Genomic DNA, 22,968 nt, shown 5'->3' with positions numbered 1-22,968 from the left:
GACCATCAGCGGACCCGAAGCGCCCGCCGCCACGATCGTCTCGTCGAGACCGCCCGGGACACCGAGCGGACCGGAGCCGACCAGGAATGTGGGTACGACGATGCGAAGCACACAGCTGACCGCCGCTCCCCGCGACACCCCGCAGGAGCGGATGCCGCTGCTGGCGTTGCTCGCGCTGGCCACCGCCGTCTTCATCACCAGCCTGACCGAGACGTTGCCCGCCGGCCTGCTGCCCGCGATGAGCGTCGACCTGGCGGTGAGCGAGTCCGCGGCGGGGCAGGCGGTCACGATCTACGCGATCGGCACCGTACTCACCGCGATTCCGCTGAGCGCCGCGACCGCTTCGTGGCGCCGCAAGCGGCTGCTGTTGACGGCGATGGCGGGCTTCGCGCTCGCCAACACCGTCACCGCGCTCTCCTTCGGCTACGCCCTGACCATGGTGGCGCGCTTCGTCGCGGGCGTGGCCGCCGGTCTCGCCTGGGCGCTCCTTGCCGGGTACGCCCGCCGGATGGCGCCGGTTCACCTGCAGGGCAAGGCGATCGCGATCGCCATGGCGGGGATCCCGGTCGCGCTGTCCCTCGGCGTACCCGCCGGCACCTTCCTCGGCAACGCGCTCGGCTGGCGGACTGTGTTCCTCGCGATGACCGTCCTCACCGTGGTCCTGCTCGGGTGGATCGGCGTGGGGGTCCCGGACCAGGCCGGGCAGGACCGAGGTGCCAGGGTGCCGATGACCCGCGCGCTCGCCGTACCCGGCGTGGTTCCGGTGCTGTTCGTCACGCTCGTGTTCGTCCTGGCACACACCATCCTCTACACCTACATCGCCACCTTCCTCGGGCACCTCGGCATGGCCGACTCCACCGACGTCGTCCTGCTCGTCTTCGGCGCGGCCTCCCTGGTGAGCATCTGGATCGTCGGTGTCCACATCCAGCGTCGGCTGCGCGCCCTGCTTCTCGCCGGCACCGTCCTGGTCGCGGTGGCCGCGGTCCTCCTCGCCGCGACCAGCGGGAGCCACGCCCTGGTCCTCCTCGCGGCGGCCCTGTGGGGTCTCGGCTGGGGCGGAGTGCCGACCCTCCTCCAGACGGCGGTGAGCGACGCCGGTGGAGACTCCGCCGACGCCGCCCTCGCGATGCTGGTCACGCTGTGGAACGTCGCGATGGCCGGTGGAGGAGTCGTCGGCGGCATCCTGCTCGGGCTCGCCGGGTCCTCGTCGTTCCCGTGGGCGGTCCTGGTGCTCCTGGTGCCGGTGCTCGCCGCCGTGACCGGGGCACGCACCCACGGCTTCCCCGCCAGGCGCACGGCCGCGACCTGACGAACACCCACGCAGAACGTTCCGGCTCCTCCGATCCTCCTCTGCCACCTCCACGTCCGAACCCCAGAAGGAGATACACCCTCATGGACACCGCTTCGAGTTCCCGCCTCTTCGAGCCCGCCCGCCTCGGTGCACTCAGGCTGCCCAACCGCCTCGTGATGGCGCCGATGACGCGGACCCGCGCCGGTGCCGACGGCACACCCACACCGATCATGGCCACCTACTACGCGCAGCGAGCCTCCGCCGGACTGATCATCGCCGAAGCCGCGACACCCAACGCCGTGGGCCAGACCTACGCCAACATCCCGGCAATCTACGGCGACGCGCACGTGGCCGGATGGCGGCGCGTCACCGAGGCGGTGAGCGCGGCGGGTGGCCGGATGTTCCTGCAACTGCAGCACGGTGGTCGGATCGGGCACCCCGACAACAGCGGGTTGACACCGGTCGCGCCCTCGCCGATCCCGTTCCCGGAGCCGATCCACACTCCCGGCGGGCACCGACCCGCCGTCGTGCCACGCGAGCTGACCCGGGACGAGATTCGAAGCACGGTGGCCGACTTCGCCGCCCGTCGTGCTGTCAAGGCGGGCTTTGCAGGTGTCGAGGTGCACAGCGCCAACGGCTATCTCCTGCACCAGTTCCTCGCCCAGGGAACCAACCGCCGCACCGACGCCTACGGCGGCTCGGTGGCCGGCCGTGTCCGGTTCACCGTCGAGGTGGCGCGAGCCGTCGCCGACGCGATCGGCCCCGAGTGGGTGGGGGTCCGCCTTTCCCCCGGTCTCACCGTCAACGGTATTCAGGAAGGTGACACCGAGAACATCTACCGCGCTCTCGTGCCGGCCCTGGCCGAACTGGAGTTGGCGTACCTGCACATCGTCTTCGCCGACCCCGACCAGCCCCTCTTCACGCGGCTACGGAGGGCCTGGCCGACCACGCTGATCGCCAACCCGACCCTGCCGGCGGCGCAGATCCCCGCCGACGGCGGGAGGTCCGGGGGCGAGCGGCTGCTGGCCGCGGGCGCCGACCTGGTGGCGCTGGGGCGTCCGTTCCTCGCCAACCCCGACCTGGTCGAACGACTCCGCCTCGGCGCACCGGTCAATCCCGTGCGCGACAAGGCCCTGATGTACGTGGGCGGACCGGCCGGCTACACCGACTATCCCGTCCTGTCGCCCGCGCCCACAACCCAACCCGCGCCACTCGAGGCGGCCCTGCGGTGACGAGCGCCTCCTCGACCTCCACAACGGTCGTCGGGTCGCGGCTACGATGATCGACGGGCTCAGCTCACGAAACGGGAGGCAATCGTGACCGCGTACGCCATCGCCAACCTGCACAACCCACACTTCCACCCGGAGGTCGCGGAATACATCGAGCGCATCCAGACCACGCTCGATCCGTTCGGCGGACGCTTCCTGGTCCACGGGACGGCGCACGAGGTCCGCGAGGGATCCTGGCCCGGCGCCGTGGTCGTGATCGGCTTTCCCGGCATCGAGGCGGCACGTGACTGGTACGAGTCCCCGGCGTACGACGACATCCGGCCTCTGCGCAGTCGGCACATCGACGGCGACGTGATCCTTGTCGACGGCGTGCCCGCCGGTTACGAACCAGCGGCAACGGCGGCTCACCTCCGCGCCGCGGCAACGGACGCGGAGGCGTCGAGCCGGGGCACGGTTCCGGAGTAGGGCGCTCGCTCGGCGCTCGCGGCCGCTCGCTCGGAGCCCTCCACGGATGTCGTCGACGTGGAGGGGCGTGATCAGGCGGCGAGGCGGTAGGTGGTGCCGCTGCTCCCCTGGACCCACGCGCTCGGCAGTGCGGCGGCCAGCGCGTGTTGGGCACGCCAGCCTGTGCAGTGCCCGGGAACCACCAGGCTCGGCGCCAACTCGGTCAACGCGGCCACCGTGGGCGGAATGACCGGCTCGAAGGCGGGGCCACCAAGGTGCAGTCCGCCCACCAGGGCATGGAGTTCGCGCACCCCGGTCAACCGTTGCGCGTGCCGGACGATGTTGACCGCGCCGGCGTGGCCGCAGCCGGTGAGGACCACCAGCCCCCGGTCACGTACGTGCACCACCAGGGCCTGGTCGTCGAGCACGAGCGGGTCGTGGATCCATTCCGATCCGGTCCATGCCTCGTGCGGGCGAGGCATGCCGTGCTCGTACTCCGTGGTGCGGTCCACCTCGCCCGTGACCAGCACGCAGCCATCCAGCAGCAACGACGGGGTGCGTCGTTCGACGACCTCGAAGCCTTCGCCGCGCAGCGCCCGCCTACTCAGGGTCGGGAGTTCCCGGGCACCTCCCGGCATCGCGAGGCGACGCTTCGTCCACGCCAGCGGATGGACCACCATCGGCAGCGAGCGCGTCCCGCGTTTCCCGGCGAGACCGACGAGGCCACCGACGTGGTCGAAGTGTCCGTGGCTGAGGACGACCGCGTGGATGTCGGCGAGGCTGATCCCGAGCCGGTCGGCGTTGGTCACCATCGCGTCGGGCGAGAGGCCGGTGTCGAAGAGCAGCGTGCTCGTCTGTTCGCCACGTCGGACCCGCACCAGCGCGGAGAACCCGTGCTCGGCGATCATGCCGACGGTGGTGGTGCCCCCTTCGAACACCGGCGCCGCCGTCACGCCCGCGCCGAAACCGGCCCTGCGGGTTCGCTCGTCACTGGTCAGCAGCCCGTCGAAGACGTTGTCCACCAAGGTGAGGATCTCCACCTCGTCGACCGGCTCGAGTCCGATCGGGTCGACCACTGATCCCTCGGCAGGTCGGGGCACGGTGGTGCGGACGTCTTGCAGATCGGCCGCCTCGTCACACATACGGCCACCCTACGGCGGGCTGTCTCGAACCGGTTCCCGGCGGCCACGGGCAACTACGGAGGGGGTGCGGAGCGCGACGGAACACGCTCCGCACCCACCGTTCCAGCTCGCGCCCGGATGACGCCAGACGACGACCAGACGGCGCCTAGATGGCGGAGATGAGCCGGCCGGCAAGGTGCTTGCCGTGCTCCTGGGCAGCGGAGTGCGCGTTGCGGAGGTTGTCCGCGGCGAGTTCGCGGAGGGCCTCCATGGCCGGGGTGACCTCCGCGAGCGTGAGTTCGCTCTCGATGATCTCCAGCTCGAGGCCCCACATGTCCACCAGGACCCGGCGCAGCCAGTCGGTGGCGTGGTCCCAGCCCTCACGGGGCGTACCGGGTCCGTACGCACCGCCACGCGCGACGACGAGGTACGCCGGCCGTCCGGGCAGCGGCACCAGGCCGGGGGCGAAGCGCGAGTCGGTCAGCGCGACGTCCACCCAGGTCTTGAAGTGCTGTGACACGCCGTAGTTGTAGAACGGCACAGCGAAGATGTAGGCGTCGGCCGAGACGAGCTCGTCGGCCAGCGTCGTCGCCAGCGCGACGGCGTCCTTCTGCTCGGCCGTGCGCTGCTCCTCGGCGACGTAGCCGGCGAACGCGCTCTGCGCCCACACGGTCGACGGCAGCGGAGTCAGGCCGATCTCACGGCGGACGACCGTCGCGCCCTCCAACTCGGCGGTCAGGGCCGACTCCAGGCTCGACGCCACTGCCCGGGTGACCGAACCCTCCTTGCGGATGCTCGAGTCGAGGCGGAAAACAGTGCTCATCAACGGTCTCCTCGGAGAATAGTCTCAATATCAGATTATCTGAATCATCGGGGATCGTATGGAACTATCGATCGGTAGGCAACCTTCGCGGCAGAATATGATCTGAGCAACAGATCATCTGACTCGCCTAGGATCGTCGTCCGGGGTGGTAGAGTCGCGCCCGTGGCAGGCAGCCAGGAAGATCGGCCAGAGGCCAGCCAAGACTTTGGATGGGCGCTCGGCACGCTGTTTCGCGCCTACCACAAGGCGGTTGGCGATGCCATCGCCGAGATCCCCGGTGGTCCGCGCGGGTTCCAGGTGCTCGACTCCGCCAACAGCGGGGTCTGTCAGAACCAGGCCGCGATGGCCGACCACCTCGGCATCGACCGCACCGCCATGACGTACCTGCTCGACGACCTCGAGGCCAGGGGTCTCGTTCAACGGACGCCTGATCCGGCCGACCGCCGGTCCCGCCGCGTCACCCTCACCGCCGAGGGCACCAAGACGCTCGCGCGACTCACCGTCAGGGTCGCCGACGTCGAACGCCACGTCCTGGGCGGCCTCCAGCCCGACGAGGCGGACCAGTTGCGTGCCATTCTCAGTCGAGCCGCGCTCGGTACGGTCGGGAGCGATCCGAACGAGTCGGCCTGCACCATCGTCGAGAGCATCGACGCCAGCGCCTGATCGGCGCGGTCCACGAGCCGGCACGAAGCGCCCGTCCACGGCGTCGACCGGTCATTACCCCGGCAACCCTGACGGGCTCTAGCGTCTGCTTCCCTCGTGCCCGAACGCCTGCTCGTCCGCGGAGCCGGCCCATCCGGCGGGATCGTCTCCGACCGGAACGTGTCCCAACGTTCGCCACAACATCAGCGCGGACAACCAGGCCTCCTCGGGCTCCGAGAGCGCGCGGACCGACCGGTACCCGGACACGAAGACCTCGCGGGTCCGCGCCGAGACCGGTCCCCAGCCCCGAAAGCGCGTCCCGAGGAGAACGGCGGCGCCGGCGAGGTCGGCGACCGGATGGTCGAGGCCGACCTCCTCGAAGTCGAGGACGGCGGTGATCCGGCCGCCGTTGCAGAGCACGTTCGCGGAACGGAAGTCGTTGTGGACGAGTTGTACGGCAAGGCTTGCCGTGCCCTTCGATCCCAGCGCCGCGAGGCTTTCGCGAAGCGACTCCGCGGCCCTCGACCTTCGCTCCAGCGGCATCGAGTCGAGCCACCGGACGATGCGCTGGACCAGCGGCTCAGCCGAGGTTGCCGGGCGCTGCTTCGGCTGTGCCGCGACGCGGTCGCCGTCGGGATAGTCGGCCAGTGCGAGATGCAGTCGCGCCAGGACGACGCCGGCCTCGTGGACCTGGTCGCGGTCGTCGACGTCGAGGTGTACGCCGTCCACCACCGTCTGAAGACCCATCGACACGCCGTCAACCTCGACCTGCAGGACGCCGCGGGAGGACGCGATGGGTGCGGACACCGGCAGCCCTCGGTCGTCCAGCCAGGCAGTCAGCGCGGCGACCTCGGTGAGGCGCGGATGAAGCTTCGACACCGCCGACCACTTCGCGATCAGCGGGCCGGCGTCCGTGGTGATCCAGGCGAGCGCGTTGCCTGCACTGATGACGACCCGTTCGCAGGAGCGCATCGTGACGCCCCACTCTGCCGCGAGAACGCCCGCGAGCCACCGAGCCGCGGCGTCGGCACCGTCGAATCCGAACCTGCTCAGGAGAGCGTCGCGCGGCTCGTGTGTCTCCCACAGCATCGCCACCGCCGGCGGTTGCGTCCTGGAGATGTTCATCGGGGCGAGTCTGCCACAGCGGAACGGGTGGGGAGGGCCACCTGGACCCTCCCCACCCGCGGGACGACACGTCAACCCCCGCCTACTTCTTGGCTGGTCTTCGTTACTTCTTCTGGGTGAAGGCGTAGAGGTTGCCGTCCCACGAACCGAACACCATGGTGTTGCCGCTGATCGCCGGTCCCGCCGCGTTCCAGGCGCCGGTCTCGTAGTCCCACAGCTGCTCGCCGGTCGCTCGGTCCAGCGCGTACATGTGTCCGTTGTTGGAACCGAGGTAGAGCGTGTCACCGCTGACCACCGGTGAGGCGAAGACACCGCCGAAGTAGAACCTGCCGGGCAGCTGTTTGGTCCAGGCGACCTGACCGGTCACCGCGTTCAGCGCCGACACGCGGCCATCGGGGAAGCCCATGTACACGGTGCCGTCCGCGACCGCCGCGGTCGCGGGGGTCGCGTCGTTGGAGTGGTAGCTCGTGCCGCCACTCCGGTGCAGCCACAGGTCCTCACCGGTCGCGGCGTCGCGGGCGATGATCGCGTTGTCCTCACCGACGAAGACCCGCCCGTCGGCGACCGTGGGCACACCGCTTCCGGTGCCGCCGAGCGCGTTGGAGGAGGCCCACAGCTGCTCGCCGGTCGCCAGGTCGTAGGCGAGCACCTTGCCGCCGTTGTCGCCACCGTTGCCGACATAGACGCGCCCGTCGGCGACCACGGGGGTGCCGCCGGCAGGACCGTTGGAGACCATCGGCGACTCCCAGATCGTCTCGCCCGACTTCGAGTCGAGCGCGGCGATCACACCGCGACTTCCGACGCCGAAACGCTCCTGGTGCGTCCAGAACACCTTGCCGTCCGCGACGGTGACACCGTAGTAGCCGGTGGTGCGCTGATTGTAGGGCTCCGGCGTCCCTTCGGGCTCACGCATCCACAGCTGCTTTCCGGTCGCCGCGTCCAGTGCGTGGAGCCTGCTGCGGAGGCTCTGTGCGTACACGACGCCGTCGTGGACGGCGACGGTCCGGTGCACGGAGGAGTCCATCTCGAACTCCCACAGCCGCTTGCCGGTCTTGAGATCCACCGCGTGAACGGCGGCGTTGCCATCGCCGTCCTCGTCGCGCGTGCCGGCGTAGACCACGCCGTCCACGATGACCGGCGAGCCGGTGTGGAACGTGCCGGGCGTCCGGTAACTCCACGCGAGTTCGAGGTTCGGGTCCAGCTCGCTCGCCGCGACACCGCTGTGCCGCTCGTTGCCGTGGTGCTGTGCCCAGTCCTCACCGGCCACCGGAACCGCAGGCTTGTCGGTGGTCACGGTGAAGCTCGCGGACTTCGTCCACCGCGCACCGGTCTCGTCCACCGCCTCGATGCTGATCGAGTGCTCGCCGGCCGACAGGGGACGTCCGCGCCGCTCCCCGAACCAGGTCATCTCGCCCGAGGACTTCATGCGGTACCAGGGCCCTGCACCGTCCACCTGGTAGCGAACCTCGCGGACCTCCTCCGAGGAGTCGTAGGCGTTGACCTGCACCTGGTCCAGCGCGGCCGAGGAGACCTCTCCGCCCGGGACGGGGTTGGTGAGGGTCAGGCTCTTCTCCACTCCGTACATCCGGAACGGGTTCTTGAAGTCCTTCCCCTGCATGTGCACGTAGCGGAAGCCCGTGGGGGTCTGGTCGACGGTGTAGGAGCTCGAGTTGGTCTGAACGTGCTTGGCGCCGTCGATGAGTTCGCCGTCCACGTCGTTGGAGTGCGCGTGCCCCACGAGCACCAACTCGGTGTCGTACTGCCCGAACAGGTCGACGTAGCGGTCGTAGGTCGGCGACGCACCGAACGGCACGTTGAGCGGCTGGTGCGTGAGCAGCACGACCTTCTTGCCGACCGCGTTGGCGGCGAGGTCCTGCCGAACCCACTCGAACTGCTCCTCGAAGGGCGCCCGGCCGTTGTTCTCCACCACGACGAAGTGCCGGTTGCCGTGGTCGAAGGAGTACCACTCGGGTCCGAGCTGGCGCCGGTAGATGTCGATCTGGCTGCTGTAGCCCGTTCCCCCGGTGACGTCGTGGTTGCCCACCGCGGGCCAGACCGGCACGTGCGAAGCGGCTGTGCCCGCACGATAGGTCTCGAACTCGGCCTCGGTCGCCCGGTCGGTGAGGTCGCCGCTCACCTGGACGAACGCCAGATCCTGGGTCGAGCCGATCTCCTTCATCTGCTCGGTCCATGCCTGCGCCGTCCGCAACGGGTTGCCGGGGTTGACGTGCGGGTCGGCGATGTTGGCGAAGGTGAAGGTGTCGCGCCGACTCTTCGGATCCGGAACGAGCGCGAAGTCGACCGCCCGTTCCTCGTCGTCGGCGAGTTGGCCGAGATCGCGGTAGAAGCGCGGCGTCGACGACTCGTCCATGCCGACGGAGTAACCCACCGGCTGGGTGATGAACACCAGGTCGGTGATCCTGCGCTCCGGGTCGGTCTCGAACCGGTAGGCACCGTCACGGTCGGTCCGGACGATGGTCAGACCGTCGGAGACGCTCACGTCCTTGATGCCACGCTCGCCCTTGTCCTGCGTACCGTTCTTGTTCTTGTCGGCGAACACGACGCCGGTGATCGTCGCCTTGGGCGGGTCCACCGCCTCGGCGACGACCGGTGTCAACACGGGGACGACGACCAGTCCGGCCAGCACGCTGGTCGCGGCGGTGAGCGCCAGCCGGAGCTTCTTCTTCGCACCAGGTGTCAAACTCTGATCTGGTGGCAACATGCACTGAGTCCTTTCCACGAAGTCTCGTTTCTTGCTCGAGGAGCGGGAGAACGGCATGGCGATGCGAACACCCAGCCGAATGGCGGACATGGCCTATCGACGCCGGTAGCGGCGTGGTGTTCCTGGCGCTACCGCACGGATCCCACACCCTTTCAAGGGCGGACGCATCGGGCTGAACCGCTCGTCCACGAAGCTAGGCCGCGGCCGACGCATTCCCGTGACCGGTACGTGAACGACTGCCGAAATACCACCGGCCAAAGAATGCGAATGGCCCGTCGCGGTACACCGGCATGTGTGTGCTGTGCGCAGCTAAACGCATTTCCTCTCGCCCATCGGATTCCCTTGTTTTCGACAGCTAACGGACTTGAATTCGGACGGCTGCCGTGGCGCCGACGACACCGGGCTCGTGTCGGTGCGTCTGCCCGGCCCCAACCGCTTCGGATACCTCAGCCGGAGTACGCCCGACCCGCGCACTACCCCGGCGGCGGTAGGCGAAGTGGCGGTGAAGGGATGACGACAGGCATCCTCGTGGTCGCGCACCATCGACGCATGGACGCAGAACACATGGCGACGGTCCGGCCGAGCGGGAGCCCACGCCGGGTCGCGGGGGTGATGGCGCTGGTAGCGGTCAGCCTGGCCGTGGCATCGGCACTCCACCTGTCCGGTCGGGTCGACGGCCGGTCCGAGCCCTTCGACGCACAGCACGCCGGGATCGCCGAGGCGATCCTGTGCGTCGTCCTGCTTCTCGGTGTCGCCGTGATGCTGCTGGCGCCGGCCCGGGCGCGGACGGCCGGGCTGATCGCCGGCGGGTTCACGACGCTCGGGTTCCTGTGGGGTCTGAACCTGACCGCCCGGGGTGGACACTGGCCAGACATCAGCTACCACCTGGTGGGGCTGCCGCTCCTGGTCGGGTGTTGCGTCGTACTCCTTCGCGCCAGGGACGACGCGCTTCCACCCGGCAGGGCTTGACAGCACCCATAGGGTTATCTCCCTGGTGCCATGGGCCGCACAGCCATCCGGCTCCGATGTCAGAGGGGGCACGTTTCCCCGTCGACATCAAGGAGCACCCGTCTCATGACCAGACATCCGGAGCCCACTGCCACGGGCCTGGGCCACTCTCCCGACGACCACCAGTCGCTCGCCCGGGTCCGCACCCTCGACGCCGAGGCCCTACTGGCCGGGATCCTCGAACACACCGGCATCCGGCTCACCCTGCTCGGCCGCGCGCCCGGCGGCCAGGTGGGCGCGGCCTACGTACGCTGGCCCGACGGCCGCGACGGCGTACTGACCTGGTGGCCGGATGGATCGCCGGCCTCATTGCGCCACCTGCGCCTCACCGCCGACCTCCTCCGGCTGGCCCGCGGGCGAGGCATTCCGGTCCCGGAGTACACCCTGGTCGCCGAACTCCCCGACGCCATCGCCGTCGTCCAGGAGCGGCTGCCCGGCGCCAGGCCGGCGCGGACCGACGGCGCTCTCGTCCAGGCCATGATCGCGATGAACGAACGGTTCGCCGGCCTCCTGACGGACCGGCGTGACGTCCCCGTCCCCGACCTGTATCTGCGAACGAGCGGCCCCGGCTTCTGCGTCCACGAATCACTGGAACGCCACAGCGACCGCACCCGGCGGCTCCTGCGCCGGGCGCGCGAGGTCGGCGCCGCCCACCCGGGGCCGATGACCGGGGACGACCTCGTGCATCTCGACTTCCATCCGGGCAACGTCCTGGTCGACGCGTCCGGGCGCATCACCGGCATCGTCGACTGGGACGGTCTCGGACGCGGCGACCGCCACTTCGCACTTGTCACCCTCCGGTTCGACCTCTCACTCGCGACTCGCGAGGAGAGGACAGCGGCGTGGCTGGACGGGCTTCTGTCCGACCTCCTGGATCCGGCCACGCTCCAGCTGTACTGGGCGCACATGAGCGTGCGGCTGGTCGACTGGTCGATCCGACACCACGGACCGGCCGAGGTGCGCCACTGGCTCGGTGTCGCCGAAAGCCGGATCCGGTAGTCGCGCCCAGGCTCCCCACGCGTCCGTGCATGCCGGGCGCGCGGTTTCACGCGCTTTCCAGCACGAACGGCGTCGTGGGGGGTCGGCCTGGGTATGGCTGGGTGTGTCGTGCTGGCGTACGACGGCCGGGAAGAGGAGGGATGTCTGATGGGACCTGCTGATCTGATCGTGATCGCGGTGCTCGTCGGCGTGGTCGGCGTACTGGCGGGGATCGCGATCGCGATGGTCGTCCGTTGGAGCCTCCAGCGCCGTCGCGCGTGACCGACGAACCGGCGCGCTTCGGCGTTACCCGGCCCCCTCCGCACCACCGATGATTCAAACGTCGGCAAAGTCATTCCTCCGCTGCCTTGTGCGTCACCGAAGGCTGGCGCAGACTCGCCTGGTTATGTGCTGAGCGAGAGGTCGATTATGGGTAGTTTGGGCGCTCCTGAACTTTTGATCATTGGTGTCGTGTTGATTCTTCTCTTCGGCGCCACCCGACTGCCGCAGACCGCGAAGGGGCTCGGCCAGTCGCTGCGGGTGTTCCGTAAGGAACTCCGGGACGACGACCCGACTCCCACCGCCCTGCCCACGATCGCGCAGGACCAGGAATCCACGACGCAGTCGAACCCCGACGGTGCCGCCGCGCCGAACGTGTCCGACAGCGTGCAGCACGACCAGGTCTGAGCAGGTCAGCTCAGGTCAGTCGGGTCAGCTCAGGTAGGTAGCCCCAGGCCTCGGCGATCGGCCGCAGACCTTCGGGTACGTCCGCCGGATCAGGCAGCGCTCGCCCCGGCTGCACCCGCCCCGAACGGATCTTGACCGTCCAGTCGCCGATGCCGGCGCGGAACGTGCCGTGCCGGGCTTGGCCGTACGCCAACATGCGCGGATCCCACCGAACCGAGAGGTACCGACACACCTGCTGGGTCACCGCCACCGGATCGGCGACCAGATCCTCGTACCGCACCACCAGACCAGGCACGGAGTTGCGCGCCTCCTCGACACCCTCGAGGTACGTCAACGCCTCCTTGACGGTCGAGCCGAGCTCGCGGTCAGGTCTCGTCTCCATCAACGACGCCACGATCGACGCGGGATGGCGCAGCAGGAAGATGAACCGCGCATCAGGCCACCCCGCCACGAGCCGCTCGTGGAACGTCGCGTTCCCGGGCGTTTTGTCGACCAGAACCCGCTTCCCGCTCGCCACCAGCTCCCGGTGCATGACCCGGTCCCACAGCATGTACTCGAGCTCGTCCTGCTCCAGCCCGAGTTCCTTCATCGACAACTCGGCGTAATGACGTTCGAACTGCACCCGCACGAACCGCAGGTGCAGCTCGTGCGGAGCACAGATGTCGGGATGGCTGTTCAACAACACCCGCAACAACGTCGACCCGGACCGGACCGGACAGATCACGAACACCGGCGAACGAACCAACCGCGCGTCAGCCGCGACCCTCCGCCGCACGACCTGCCGCGCCGCCGGCCACCGCGCCGGACGACGAGCGACCCTTCGAGCCCGCCGCACCCCCTGAAGCAGCCGGGGATGCCCCGACACGCGCTCCTTCACCATTGCCCGAAGCCGCCGACGCATAGAGATCATCTAGTTTCTACTCGAGATGTCACACGCCATCGCAAACGGACAGTAATGAGGTCGGCTAAGAATCGCCTGAGAACCCGTCGGCGCGGCGTGCCTACCAGCGGGGGAATTCCGCGATGGCGGGAAATATGAGCGGCCCCACACGCTGAGCGGAGCGGCAGCCGTGGACGCGGCCCGCCCGGCCAGGCGAACCCCACCTGCGGGCGTCGGTCCTCCACTTTGAGAATCTGTGCCTGCTCGCTGTCGAGAACGCGTCGTCGGCTCCGACGTCTCCATCGCAGGGTCGCGACCCGGCGCCCGACCGAACCACAGACGGAGGCACTTCGATGAAGTACGTGATCTTGATCCACGCCAACCCCGACCCGTGGGGCCACCCGACCTCGCGCTACAACCCGGAGGGGCGGGCGCTGCCGGCCGAGTATCACGAGAAGGCTGATCGGGAGTTCGAGGCCCTGCTCGGCGAGCTCTCCGCATCGGGCGAGTTCGTGACGGCGGAGGCACTGGCCGACCCCGCCTCGGCCACGCTCTACGGCTGGAGCCCGGAGGGCCACCTCGTCACCGACGGTCCGTACGCCGAGACCAAGGAACAGCTGGCCGGGTTCTTCCTGATCGACTGCGAGACCCGGGAGCGGGCCGAGGAGATCGCCGCGCGGTTCGCCCAACCCGGCGGCGTCGTCGAACTCCGTCCGGTGATGTGGCCCGGCGGCGACGATCAGTGACCTACGCCGGTCTGGAGGACGCGTGGCGCCAGTACGCGCCACGCGTCCTCGGCGCGCTGGTCCGCCGGTACGGCGACTTCGACACCGCTGAGGACGCCGCACAGGAGGCGTTGCTGGCCGCGGCTCGGCGGTGGCCGGAGGACGGCATGCCGAACGATCCGGGCGGCTGGCTGATCACGGTGGCCTCGCGCCGCCTGGTGGACCAGTGGCGGGCCGACCAGGCCCGCGCCGACCGGGAGGACCTGGTCGCCCGGCACACGCCACCCGACGCGTTTCTCGCGCCCGCCGCCGACGACGCCCTCGGGACCGAGCGCGACGACTCGCTGGCACTGCTGCTGTTGTGCTGCCACCCGGCGCTCCCCCGCCCGTCCCAGGTGGCCCTGACGTTGCGGGCCGTGGCCGGGCTGGGTACGGCACAGATCGCCCGTGCGTTCCTCGTCCCCGAGGCCACGATGGCCCAACGGATCAGCCGGGCCAAGGCCAGGCTCCGGCAGGTCGGCGCGCGCTTCACCCTGCCCGCGGCCGAGCAGCTGCCCGACCGGGTGGCCGCGGTCGCGCAGGTGCTGTATCTCATCTTCACCGAGGGCCACACCGCCACTACCGGGGCCGACCTGACCGACACGTCCCTGGCGGACGAGGCGATCCGCCTGACCCGCCGACTGCACCACCATCTCCCAGCAGCCGGCGAGGTGAGCGGGTTACTGGCGCTGATGCTGCTCACCGACGCCCGTCGGGCCGCCCGCACCCGGCCCGACGGCTCGCTCGTCCCCCTCGCCGAGCAGGACCGCGCACTGTGGGACCAGGCACTCATCGCCGAGGGGGTCCGGCTGGTCGAGCAGACGCTCCCGACCGGACTCGTGGGTCCCTACCAACTGCAGGCGGCGATCGCGGCGGTCCACGACGAAGTCGAGAGCGCCGCCGACACCGACTGGCCGCAGATCGAGATCCTCTACGGCATGCTCCACGACCTCGCACCCGGCCCGGTGGTCACGTTGAACCACGCCGTCGCCGTCGCCGAGGTGGACGGTCCCGCGGCGGCGCTGGCCATGCTCGAGCCGCTGCTGGGTGATCGCCGGCTCCGTCGCAACCACCGGTTGTACGCCGTCCACGCGCATCTGCTGGAGAGGGACGGCCGGATCGAGGAGGCGAGGGCCGCCTACGCCACCGCCGCCCGGCTCGCCACCAGCATTCCCGAGCAGCGCTATCTCAACGCCAAGGCGGTCGGCGACCGTACCCGGTAATGCCCGTGGCCGGAGCCTGACGCCGCCATTCGGTAGGCGCGTTCCGTCCTCATAATGAGCGAGTTGGCGGTGAACAGGCCGATCTCAACTGGCTGACCCGACGCCTGGCTCCTGACGCGAGCCTTCGCCGCGGGCGTTTCCTCGGAGAAAGAGGTCCCGTTGATGAACGCCATGAGTCGTAGGGACTTCGTCCGCATCAGTGGCGCCGCGGTGGCTGGTACCTCCGTGCTGGCCGGGTGCAGTGTGTTCTCGACCGAACCCACCGCGAAGGAAGGGGGAAAGCCCGCGGCGTCCCAGGCCGCCAAGGGCAAGGAAGCGCCGATGCTCGCCCAACGGGTGAAGAGCGGCGCCCTGCCCTCCTTGGCCGAACGCCTGCCCGACACGCCCCTGGTCGTCGAACCGGTCGAACGCGTCGGAGTCTATGGAGGCACGTGGAACACCGCGGTCCTTGGTCCTTCGGACACGGCCTGGTTGGCGCGCACCCTGCTCACCCAGGACCGGCTCGTCGGCTGGGACCTGGACTGGGAGAAGATCGTGCCGAACGTCGCGCAGTCCTTCGCCACCAACGAGATCGGCACGGAGTACACGTTCAAGCTCCGAACCGGCCTGAAGTGGTCGGACGGCAAATCGTTCAGCGCCGACGACATCATGTTCTGGTACGAGGACGTCTTCAACGACGCCGAACTCACACCAGTCAGGGCGGAGTACCTCACGGCCGGCGGCAAACCGGTCGTGGTCGAGCGCGTGGACGACCAGACGGTGAAGTTCGTCTTCGCGCGTCCCAGCGGCCTCTTCCTGCAGTGGCTGGCGACCTACGACACCGCGTTCGAACTCCTGCCGCGGCACTACCTGGAACAGTTCCACAAGAAGTACAACCCCCGGATCGCCGACGTGGTCAAGGCGGAGGGCAAGCAGGACTGGGTGGCGCTGTTCGAGTCCAAGGCCGATCTGTGGGCCAACCCGAAACTTCCCCGCATGCACGCCTGGGTGCCCACCAACGCACTGGGCCAGGGCAACCGGTTCGTCTGCGAGCGGAATCCGTACTACTACAAGGTGGATCCGCAGGGGAGCCAGCTTCCCTACCTCGACCGCGTCGTCTTCGATGTCGTCAGCGACGAGGAGACGTTGGTGTTGAAGGCGTCGAACGGCGAGCTCGGCATGCACGAGAGACACATCAACACACCCAAGAACAAGCCGGTGCTGGCCAGGAACCGGGAGAAGGGCAAGTACCAGTTCTTCGAGTTGAAGAACTCCTATCTCAACACGATGACGATCCACCTGAACATGACCCACAAGGATCCGGTGAAGCGGCAGATCTTCCGGAACAAGAACTTCCGCATCGGGCTGTCCCACGCCATCAACCGGCAGGAAGTCATCAACATCGTCTACCAACGGCAGGGCGTGCCGTGGCAGATCGCGCCGCGACCGGAGGCGCCGTTCGCCGACGAGGAGATGGGCAAGCAGTACACCGAGTACGACCCCAAGCTGGCCAACGAGTTCCTGGACCGCGCCGGCTACACCCAGCGCAACAGCGCCGGAATCCGACTCGGACCTGACGGCAACCCGATCACCTTCTCGATCATGGCCCAGACACGCTACTTCGAGATGTTCGACGCCCTGGAACTCATGCGCCAGTACTGGCTCGCGGTCGGCGTGGACATGCGGGCACAGAACGTCGACGGCACGCTGTGGAACGAACGCGTCGACGCCAACGAGCACGACGGTGCGCTGGACGACGGGTCACCCGGCTACAAGGACGCGCTGCTCGACCCACGCTGGTTCTTCTGCGGCTCCACCGGTGGCGCGATCTACGCCCCGCTGTGGAACAACTGGTACATCGGTGCGGGCGAGCGTGAGGAGCCGCCGGAGCCGATGAAGCGGCAGATGGACATCTACCGCAACAAGCTCATGACGGCGGTCAGCGAGCAGGCGCAGTTCGACGCGATGCGTGAGATCGTCCAGATCGCCAAGCAGGAGTTCTGGATCATGGGAATGAGCCTCCCGCCCAATGGATACGGCATCGTACGAGACGACTTCCACAACGTCCCGAAGGTGATGTGGGAGGCAGCGCGGTATCCCACTCCGGGACCGAGCAATCCCTGCCAGTACTTCATCGACTAGCCCAGGAGATCGCGTGACGCGCGTCGAACGCATCGAGACCTACGTCCATCACAACGTCTGCATCGTGCGGGTACGCACCGACGACGGAGCCGAGGGGATCGGGCAGACGGCGCCCGGCCAGGCGCACATCAGCGCGGAGGTGCTGCACTCCCTGGTGGCACCGCACTTCCTCGGCCGCGACCCGTTCGCCATCGGCACGCTCGTCGACGAGTGCGCTCGCGCGCAGTACAAGTACTGGGGTTCGTTCTTCTTCCGCGCGCTCGGCGGTGTCGACACCGCACTGTGGGACCTCATGGGCAAGGCGCAGGGCCGTCCGGTCTATGACCTGCTCGGCGGCAAGGTCCGGGAGAACGTTCCGGTCTACGCGTCGAGCATGAGCCGCGAGACCACCCCTGAGGACGAGGCCGCCCGACTGGCCGGGCATGTCGAGGAACTCGGCTTCGACTGCGTCAAGATCAAGATCGGCAAGCGGGTCGGTCGGGACGCGGACGCCCAGAAGAACCGCACCGCCACCCTGGTACCGCTGCTACGGAACACCCTCGGCGATTCCGTCGACATCATGGCCGACGCCAACGGCTGTTACTCCCCCGCACAGGCGGTCCGGGTCGGCCGGATGCTCGAGGAGTACGGCTACTGCCACCTGGAAGAGCCCAACCCGGCTTGGGAACTGGACAACATGGCCAGGGTCGCGGCCGACCTCGACATCCCCGTCGGCGCGGGCGAGCAGGAGTTCTCCCTGGAGATCATCTGGCGCATGATCTCCCAGCGCCTCGTCGACGTGATCCAGCCGGACATCTGCTACGTCGGCGGACTGACCCGAGCCAAGCGGGTCGCCGAACTCGCGGAGGTGGCCGGCATCCCCTGCACACCCCACTGCTCCAACCGGTCGATGGTGCAGATCTTCACCGCGCACTTCGCCCTCGCCATGCCGGCCGTCTCGCAGTTCCAGGAGTGGAGCATCGAGAAGCAGCGGCGGGTGGGCCAGATCTACGAACCCGTCCCGGTCGTCCGCGACGGGACCATCGAACTCAGTGACGCACCGGGCTGGGGTGTCGAGGTTCCGAAGACGTTCTTCGACGAGGCCGACCACCGGGTCTCCAAGGCATCCGACGGTGCCTGAGCCCTCCGAGGAGTGTCCGCGGCTGTGGGGGGCGTCCACGGACCGGGCGGTCGCGAACTTCGCGATCTCCGGTCAGCCGATGCCGCGGGCGTTCCTTCGGACCTTGGCGCTGGTCAAGCAGGCTGCGGCGGAGACCAACGCGGAGTTGGGCCTCCTCGATCCCTTGGTGGCGTCCGCCATCACCGCCGCGGCGCAGGAGGTGATCGAGGGGAGGCACTGGCACCAGTTCCCCGTCGACGTCTACCAGACCGGGTCAGGCACCTCGACCAACATGAACTGCAACGAGGTGCTCGCCAACCTCGCGACCACCCGTCTTCCCACCGGTTCCGCGCGAGCGGTGCATCCCAACGACGACGTCAACCGGTGCCAGTCGTCCAACGACGTCATCCCGACGACGATGCAACTCAGCGCGGCGATCGCGGTGCGGGTGGCACTCCTTCCGGCCATGGAACGGCTTCGCCACGCGCTGGAGGTGAAGGCGCGGGCGTTCTGGCCGGTCGTCAAGGTCGCCCGTACACATCTCCAGGACGCGGCGCCCATCCGGCTCGGGCAGGAGTTCCACGGCTACGCCGGTCAGATGGAGGAGTCGTGCCGCCGGCTTCGTACGGCGATGGCCGAACTGCTGTACGTCCCGCTCGGCGGGACCGCCGCCGGCACCGGCATCAACGCGCATCCGGAGTTCGCGGCCAGGACCTGCGCCCGGCTGTCGACGCGTACCGGCCTGGAGGTGCGGGAGACGCGGAACCACTTCCACGCCCAGGCGACCCTCGACGTGATGATCACCGCGCACGGCCTGATCAAGGCAGCCGCTCTGGCCGTGTGGAAGGTCGCCTCCGACATCCGGCTGCTCGCCACCGGACCCAGGGCGGGCCTGGGCGAGCTGATCCTCCCGGACGCCGGCGTGACCAGCAGCATCATGCCGGGCAAGTCCCCGCCCGCCGTGCTGGAGTCCGCGCACATGGTCGTGGCGCGGGTGGTCGGCAACGACGCGACGATGGGATTCGCCCAGACCGGCAGCCACCACGAGCTGAACCTCATGATGCCGGTCGCCACCGTGTCGATGCTGGAGTCGATCGAACTGCTCGCCGCCACCGCGGACAACCTCGCGACCCGCTGCGTGGCCGGCATCGCGGCCACCGGGCAGGGTCCCGACAACCTCCGGCGAAGCGTCATGCTGGTCACCGCCCTCTCACCGCTCGTCGGCTACGACGAGGCGGCCCGGATAGCCCAGGAGGCGCTGGAGACCGACCGGACGGTGCACGAGGTGGCGGTCGAGCACGGCTTCACCGCCGAACAACTCGCCACCCTCCTCGACCCCGGCACCCTCACCGGCGCGCCGGACCTTCCGCCTTACACCAAGAACACCGAGAACACCGAGATCACGGAAGGCACCGACGTCACCGAACGCGACTAGCGTCCAGACCTGAAGAACCACTGCTCGGCTCGATGGGGTAGCCAGATCCAGTTGTCTCCGCCCCACCACACCCTGACCTCGCCCTGGAGTACCGCCTCGGTGAAGACGTTCTCCAGGTCGTTCGTCACCGTCACCGGCGCTATCCCCTGCCCGACGGTTCCGATCACCCAGAGCGTCTCCGCCACGAGGTCGTAGATCTTCTGGGCGGTCCGGCGATACTCGGGACTGCCCATCGCGTACCGCGGCCATTCGTTGAACGCGGCCTCGAGTTCCTTCGCCTCCTCCGGCGGCTCGGTCCCGGCCTCACCGCCCGTCTCGAACCAGACCCGCCAGTCGTGGGCATAGGTGAGGACCGAGTCGCCGCCCGGCCGCACGTACGTCCGCGAGCTGTACGCCGCCCGCTCCAACTGCCGTTCGACATGCCAGGCACTGGCGTCGTGGGCGCCGGCCTCCAGCCGGGCGACCAGTGAGTTCTTCTCCCTGGGGGATGCTCGCACGTCGAGGCCGACCCGCCTCCAGTGCTCGACGACCAACTCCGCGACCGGGCCCTTGGGCCCCTCCAGTGGAGTGAACTCGAGCTGGAACCCCATCGGTCGTCCGTCCGAGCGCAGGCGTACTCCCGCGGCGTTCCTCTCGTTCAACCCCATCTCGTCGAGGAGCTGGTTGGCGAGGTCGGGATCGAACTGCGCGAAGTGCCGCGCCCAGTCCGGCTTGAAGAAACTGGCCTCCTCGTTGATCGTGGCCTGGCGCGGTGTGCCCTGCCCGAGGAAGACCAGCCGGTTGATCTCGTCGCGATTGATCGCCAGCGAGGCCGCCTGGCGGAAGCGAACGTCGTTGAAGACCCTTCGGAGCACAGGATCCTTGTGCACCTGGTTGAAGGCAACCGCGACCTCCGAGCCCCGTACGCTGCTCATCCGCAGAGCCCGGAAGTTGCCCTGTTGCTCGCCCTTCTTCAACACCGGGAACTGAACCGGCTCCAGGCTCAGCGCCGACACGTCGACCTCACCGGCGAGCGCCTTGAGGACGAGCAGCTCGACGTCGTTGATGTAGTCGACGACCACCTCGTCCACGTACGGCAACTGGCGGCCCTCGGAGTCGACCTTCCAGTAGTACGGGTTGCGCTGGTACCGCTGGCGTTGCTGGTCGTTGCCCACCGGCATCCACGGACCCAGGACCGGACGCTCCGGAGCCTGCTCGCCCCAGTCCGACTCGGCGTAGTGCAGGAACCTGTCCTGCCAGTTCTGGAAGCTCGCCGCCTTCGCCTGCGCCGCGGCGTCACGGTTGTACCTCGGATGGAGGTCGCGCAGGAAGTGCTTGGGCACATAAGGCGTGGCGGGACGACCGGTGTCCTGCAACAACCCGAAGCCCGGATAGGGGATGGCGAACTCGAACCGTACGGTGAACTCGTCGACCCGAAGAACCCGCATCGGTTCTCCGCCCGGGGCCCAGTCGTCACTCAGGACCGGCGAGACGTCCTTGTCGAACTGCCAGTCCTCGAAGTAGAACATCACGTCATCGGCGGTGAACGGTTCACCGTCCGACCACCGCATGCCCTTCCTGAACCGGAACACACAGGTCTTCATGTCGGCGCTGAGCTCGAACGACTCGGCCACCTCCGGCGACCTGTCGACCAGATCGTGGGAGAACCGGAACAGGCCCGGGACCATGGCGGTCTGGAGGTCGTTGGAGGTGTCCGGCCCGAACGCCACGCCGCGAAGCGTCCCGCCGTAACGCCCCGCCGTGGTGAGTGGCTGCTCCACCTTGGGTCGCTCCGGCAGCCGGTCCTTCAGGGGAGGAAGGTCACCCGCCTCGACGCGGCGAGTGAGCGTCGGCGCCTCCAGAGCGGCCCGGGCGGGGGCGTCGGTGCCCTGGCCGGCCGCTCGTTGTCGTTGGCTGGGAGTTGTCGAGAAGAACGAGCATCCCGCCGCGCCCGTACCGAACAGGAACGCGCCTGCCGCGGAGGACGCGACGAACTGACGGCGGCTCATCGAATGGTGGGGTTGCCTCGAGAACGACATGCCCCCTCCTCGGTGTGCGGAGGATCGAGGCACTACACAGAAGAAGCAAACGTTGACATGACGTTAACACCGCGTCGTCCGAGTCCAAGACGGGTGACCGGGTTCGGCCTGCGATCCCCCGGACGAGCGTGACCGGCCCTCCGTCAGGTGCGGATCGCCTCCCCGTCCGGTGACGCACCCGCGGATCCGCCTCTTGCCGGCGCGGCCGCGCGGCGTTGCCGGGCGATCTCGAAGGCGACCACCGCCGTCGCGCTCGTGATGTCGAGCGCCGGCCGGAACCATCGACCGTACGGCACCGTGACCCGCACGTCGGCGCTCAGTGCGAGTCGTCGGGTCAGCCCTCGACGTTCGCCACCCATCGCCAGCACGAGCGGCCCGGAGAGGTCGGCCTCGTAGACGACGTCCGCGTCGGAGCGATGCGCGCAGACCACCCGCAGACCGCGGTCGCGCAGCTCGCGGACCGCCGCCTCGAGTTCCCCGGCCCCCTCGACGAGAGTGGTCGGCATCCGCTCACTCGCCCCTGCCGAGGCACGGGCGATCACCATGTCGGCTCCGGCCCGACGGGGGCGGCGCAGGAGCAGACCGTGGGCGCCGGCCGCGTACAGCGACCGGACGGCCTGCCCGAGGTTGTACGGATCCTCGACGCCGTCCAGGAGGGCGACGAAGGGTGTCGTGGCGCCACGTCCGAGCTGGTCGAGCGGCGTGAATCGGCGCGGTCCGACAAGTGCCAGGACGCCGCCGTGGGTCCGACCGGTGGCGCGCAGGTCCAGAGCGGCCCGATCGGCGACGTGGACGCGGACACCATGGCGTCGCGCGGTCTCGACCACCCGACCGATCCGCGGGTCCTGGGCGTTACGGGCAACGTCGATCCGCACGATGTCGCGGGTACGGCAGTCCAGAACGGCCTGGACCGAGAGGGCACCTTCGAGTACGGCCATGTCATGAGAAGGCATGCGGGAGTTCCTTGCGGCAGAAAGGTCACAGGGGCAGCAGCACAGATGGCCGCGGTGCGGCCGCTCCCCTCAGACAAGGAACATGGGTCATACGGTAAGCCGGTCGGCGCGAGCGAGCATCCGAATTTCCGCGCCGGCCGCGAGCGAGCATCCGAATTTCCGCGCCGGCGAAGGGTCCGGGCGGCGCCCCACCCGTGCGCGCTGCCTTACCAAAAGCCACGTCGCGCTCCCGCCGTGGCTCCAGCGAAGGGCTCCGTCGCGACGCTCGACCGCGTTCGACAATTCATAAAGCGCGCACACCGGAGCCAAGGCACAGATTGATTCATCGAACCGACGATTGCCTTTGAGTTGATTACCCACGCCTCAATAGCCTGTTACGGACGTAGCGCCGAGTCGGGGGGCACC

The 22,968-nt window shown here is 68.8% G+C and carries 19 protein-coding genes; 12 read left to right on the top strand and 7 right to left on the bottom strand.

Features of this window, described 5'->3' with window-relative positions; genetic code table 11:
* The first annotated feature begins 100 nt into the window (after positions 1–100).
* From HEB94_RS18485 to HEB94_RS18475, 3 genes are all read left to right on the top strand, one after another.
* On the top strand, positions 101–1,309 hold the full coding sequence (locus tag HEB94_RS18485; RefSeq protein ID WP_192751046.1) for an MFS transporter: 1,209 nt from the start codon (positions 101–103) through the stop codon (positions 1,307–1,309).
* 83 nt (positions 1,310–1,392) lie between these two features.
* Entirely contained in the window at positions 1,393–2,523 is a 1,131-nt protein-coding gene (locus HEB94_RS18480; protein ID WP_192751045.1) for an alkene reductase, read from the top strand.
* 84 nt (positions 2,524–2,607) lie between these two features.
* Entirely contained in the window at positions 2,608–2,985 is a 378-nt protein-coding gene (locus HEB94_RS18475; protein WP_192751044.1) for a DUF1330 domain-containing protein, read from the top strand.
* A 71-nt stretch (positions 2,986–3,056) separates the two neighbouring features.
* On the opposite strand, the gene HEB94_RS18470 is transcribed toward HEB94_RS18475, so the two are convergent.
* Both HEB94_RS18470 and HEB94_RS18465 read right to left on the bottom strand, forming a co-directional pair.
* Positions 3,057–4,106: an MBL fold metallo-hydrolase gene (locus HEB94_RS18470; RefSeq protein WP_192751043.1), complete on the bottom strand. Its 1,050-nt coding sequence runs from the start codon at positions 4,104–4,106 to the stop codon at positions 3,057–3,059.
* A gap of 145 nt (positions 4,107–4,251) precedes the next feature.
* Positions 4,252–4,908, bottom strand: coding sequence for an FMN-dependent NADH-azoreductase (locus HEB94_RS18465; protein ID WP_192751042.1), 657 nt, complete (start codon positions 4,906–4,908; stop codon positions 4,252–4,254).
* Between the two features lie 162 nt (positions 4,909–5,070).
* Between HEB94_RS18465 and HEB94_RS49345 the strand changes: the two genes are divergently transcribed.
* A complete protein-coding gene (locus HEB94_RS49345; RefSeq protein ID WP_192751041.1) occupies positions 5,071–5,571 on the top strand; it encodes a MarR family transcriptional regulator in 501 nt (166 codons plus the stop codon).
* 78 nt (positions 5,572–5,649) lie between these two features.
* On the opposite strand, the gene HEB94_RS18455 is transcribed toward HEB94_RS49345, so the two are convergent.
* Positions 5,650–6,675: a phosphotransferase enzyme family protein gene (locus tag HEB94_RS18455; RefSeq protein WP_202896418.1), complete on the bottom strand. Its 1,026-nt coding sequence runs from the start codon at positions 6,673–6,675 to the stop codon at positions 5,650–5,652.
* A 103-nt stretch (positions 6,676–6,778) separates the two neighbouring features.
* Positions 6,779–9,397, bottom strand: a complete 2,619-nt coding sequence (locus tag HEB94_RS18450; protein WP_192751040.1) for an outer membrane protein assembly factor BamB family protein — start codon at positions 9,395–9,397, stop codon at positions 6,779–6,781.
* A 549-nt stretch (positions 9,398–9,946) separates the two neighbouring features.
* Between HEB94_RS18450 and HEB94_RS18445 the strand changes: the two genes are divergently transcribed.
* The 3 genes from HEB94_RS18445 to tatA all read left to right on the top strand — a co-directional run bounded on the left by HEB94_RS18445 (position 9,947) and on the right by tatA (position 12,070).
* A complete protein-coding gene (locus HEB94_RS18445; protein ID WP_192751039.1) occupies positions 9,947–10,366 on the top strand; it encodes a hypothetical protein in 420 nt (139 codons plus the stop codon).
* Positions 10,367–10,471: 105 nt separating this feature from the next.
* Complete coding sequence (locus HEB94_RS18440; RefSeq protein WP_192751038.1) at positions 10,472–11,404, top strand: phosphotransferase family protein; 933 nt, start codon at positions 10,472–10,474, stop codon at positions 11,402–11,404.
* Positions 11,405–11,812: 408 nt separating this feature from the next.
* Positions 11,813–12,070 carry a twin-arginine translocase TatA/TatE family subunit gene (gene tatA / locus HEB94_RS18435; protein ID WP_192751037.1) on the top strand — a complete coding sequence of 86 codons (258 nt, stop codon included), beginning with the start codon at positions 11,813–11,815 and terminating at the stop codon, positions 12,068–12,070.
* A 10-nt stretch (positions 12,071–12,080) separates the two neighbouring features.
* Here tatA and HEB94_RS18430 read toward each other — a convergent pair whose 3' ends face one another.
* Positions 12,081–12,935: a sulfotransferase family protein gene (locus HEB94_RS18430; protein WP_337917781.1), complete on the bottom strand. Its 855-nt coding sequence runs from the start codon at positions 12,933–12,935 to the stop codon at positions 12,081–12,083.
* Positions 12,936–13,303: 368 nt separating this feature from the next.
* Here HEB94_RS18430 and HEB94_RS18425 point away from each other — a divergent pair, with 368 nt between their 5' ends.
* The 5 genes from HEB94_RS18425 to HEB94_RS18405 all read left to right on the top strand — a co-directional run bounded on the left by HEB94_RS18425 (position 13,304) and on the right by HEB94_RS18405 (position 19,592).
* Positions 13,304–13,696, top strand: coding sequence for a YciI family protein (locus HEB94_RS18425; protein WP_192751035.1), 393 nt, complete (start codon positions 13,304–13,306; stop codon positions 13,694–13,696).
* Complete coding sequence (locus tag HEB94_RS18420) at positions 13,693–14,937, top strand: DUF6596 domain-containing protein (protein ID WP_192751034.1); 1,245 nt, start codon at positions 13,693–13,695, stop codon at positions 14,935–14,937. Before HEB94_RS18425 ends, HEB94_RS18420 begins: the two co-directional genes overlap by 4 nt.
* Before the next feature lie 171 nt (positions 14,938–15,108).
* Positions 15,109–17,058, top strand: coding sequence for an ABC transporter substrate-binding protein (locus HEB94_RS18415; protein ID WP_192751033.1), 1,950 nt, complete (start codon positions 15,109–15,111; stop codon positions 17,056–17,058).
* 13 nt (positions 17,059–17,071) lie between these two features.
* Complete coding sequence (locus tag HEB94_RS18410; protein WP_192751032.1) at positions 17,072–18,178, top strand: mandelate racemase/muconate lactonizing enzyme family protein; 1,107 nt, start codon at positions 17,072–17,074, stop codon at positions 18,176–18,178.
* On the top strand, positions 18,171–19,592 hold the full coding sequence (locus HEB94_RS18405) for a lyase family protein (protein ID WP_192751031.1): 1,422 nt from the start codon (positions 18,171–18,173) through the stop codon (positions 19,590–19,592). The genes HEB94_RS18410 and HEB94_RS18405 overlap by 8 nt, the downstream gene beginning before the upstream one ends.
* Here HEB94_RS18405 and HEB94_RS18400 read toward each other — a convergent pair.
* Positions 19,589–21,610, bottom strand: coding sequence for an ABC transporter substrate-binding protein (locus tag HEB94_RS18400; RefSeq protein WP_192751030.1), 2,022 nt, complete (start codon positions 21,608–21,610; stop codon positions 19,589–19,591). The two genes, HEB94_RS18405 and HEB94_RS18400, sit on opposite strands and share 4 nt — an antisense overlap.
* Before the next feature lie 143 nt (positions 21,611–21,753).
* Positions 21,754–22,563: a TrmH family RNA methyltransferase gene (locus HEB94_RS18395; RefSeq protein ID WP_192751029.1), complete on the bottom strand. Its 810-nt coding sequence runs from the start codon at positions 22,561–22,563 to the stop codon at positions 21,754–21,756.
* Positions 22,564–22,968 lie beyond the last annotated feature (405 nt).

It is taken from the genome of Actinopolymorpha pittospori (genome assembly GCF_014873875.1).
In the GTDB taxonomy this organism is placed as follows: Bacteria; Actinomycetota; Actinomycetes; order Propionibacteriales; family Actinopolymorphaceae; genus Actinopolymorpha; species Actinopolymorpha pittospori.
Note: the sequence above shows the minus strand (reverse complement) of the source record. Positions and strands in the feature narration are given on the sequence as shown.

Bases quoted from the DNA above. Each gene is read 5' to 3' on its own strand.
- tatA (WP_192751037.1), top strand. From the start codon at position 11,813: ATGGGTAGTTTGGGCGCTCCTGAACTTTTGATCATTGGTGTCGTGTTG.
- HEB94_RS18480 (WP_192751045.1), top strand. From the start codon at position 1,393: ATGGACACCGCTTCGAGTTCCCGCCTCTTCGAGCCCGCCCGCCTCGGT.
- HEB94_RS18455 (WP_202896418.1), bottom strand. From the start codon at position 6,675: ATGAACATCTCCAGGACGCAACCGCCGGCGGTGGCGATGCTGTGGGAG.
- HEB94_RS18440 (WP_192751038.1), top strand. From the start codon at position 10,472: ATGACCAGACATCCGGAGCCCACTGCCACGGGCCTGGGCCACTCTCCC.
- HEB94_RS18395 (WP_192751029.1), bottom strand. From the start codon at position 22,563: ATGCCTTCTCATGACATGGCCGTACTCGAAGGTGCCCTCTCGGTCCAG.
- HEB94_RS18465 (WP_192751042.1), bottom strand. From the start codon at position 4,908: ATGAGCACTGTTTTCCGCCTCGACTCGAGCATCCGCAAGGAGGGTTCG.
- HEB94_RS18400 (WP_192751030.1), bottom strand. From the start codon at position 21,610: ATGTCGTTCTCGAGGCAACCCCACCATTCGATGAGCCGCCGTCAGTTC.
- HEB94_RS18470 (WP_192751043.1), bottom strand. From the start codon at position 4,106: ATGTGTGACGAGGCGGCCGATCTGCAAGACGTCCGCACCACCGTGCCC.
- HEB94_RS18425 (WP_192751035.1), top strand. From the start codon at position 13,304: ATGAAGTACGTGATCTTGATCCACGCCAACCCCGACCCGTGGGGCCAC.
- HEB94_RS18485 (WP_192751046.1), top strand. From the start codon at position 101: ATGCGAAGCACACAGCTGACCGCCGCTCCCCGCGACACCCCGCAGGAG.
- HEB94_RS18450 (WP_192751040.1), bottom strand. From the start codon at position 9,397: ATGTTGCCACCAGATCAGAGTTTGACACCTGGTGCGAAGAAGAAGCTC.
- HEB94_RS18445 (WP_192751039.1), top strand. From the start codon at position 9,947: ATGGACGCAGAACACATGGCGACGGTCCGGCCGAGCGGGAGCCCACGC.
- HEB94_RS18415 (WP_192751033.1), top strand. From the start codon at position 15,109: ATGAGTCGTAGGGACTTCGTCCGCATCAGTGGCGCCGCGGTGGCTGGT.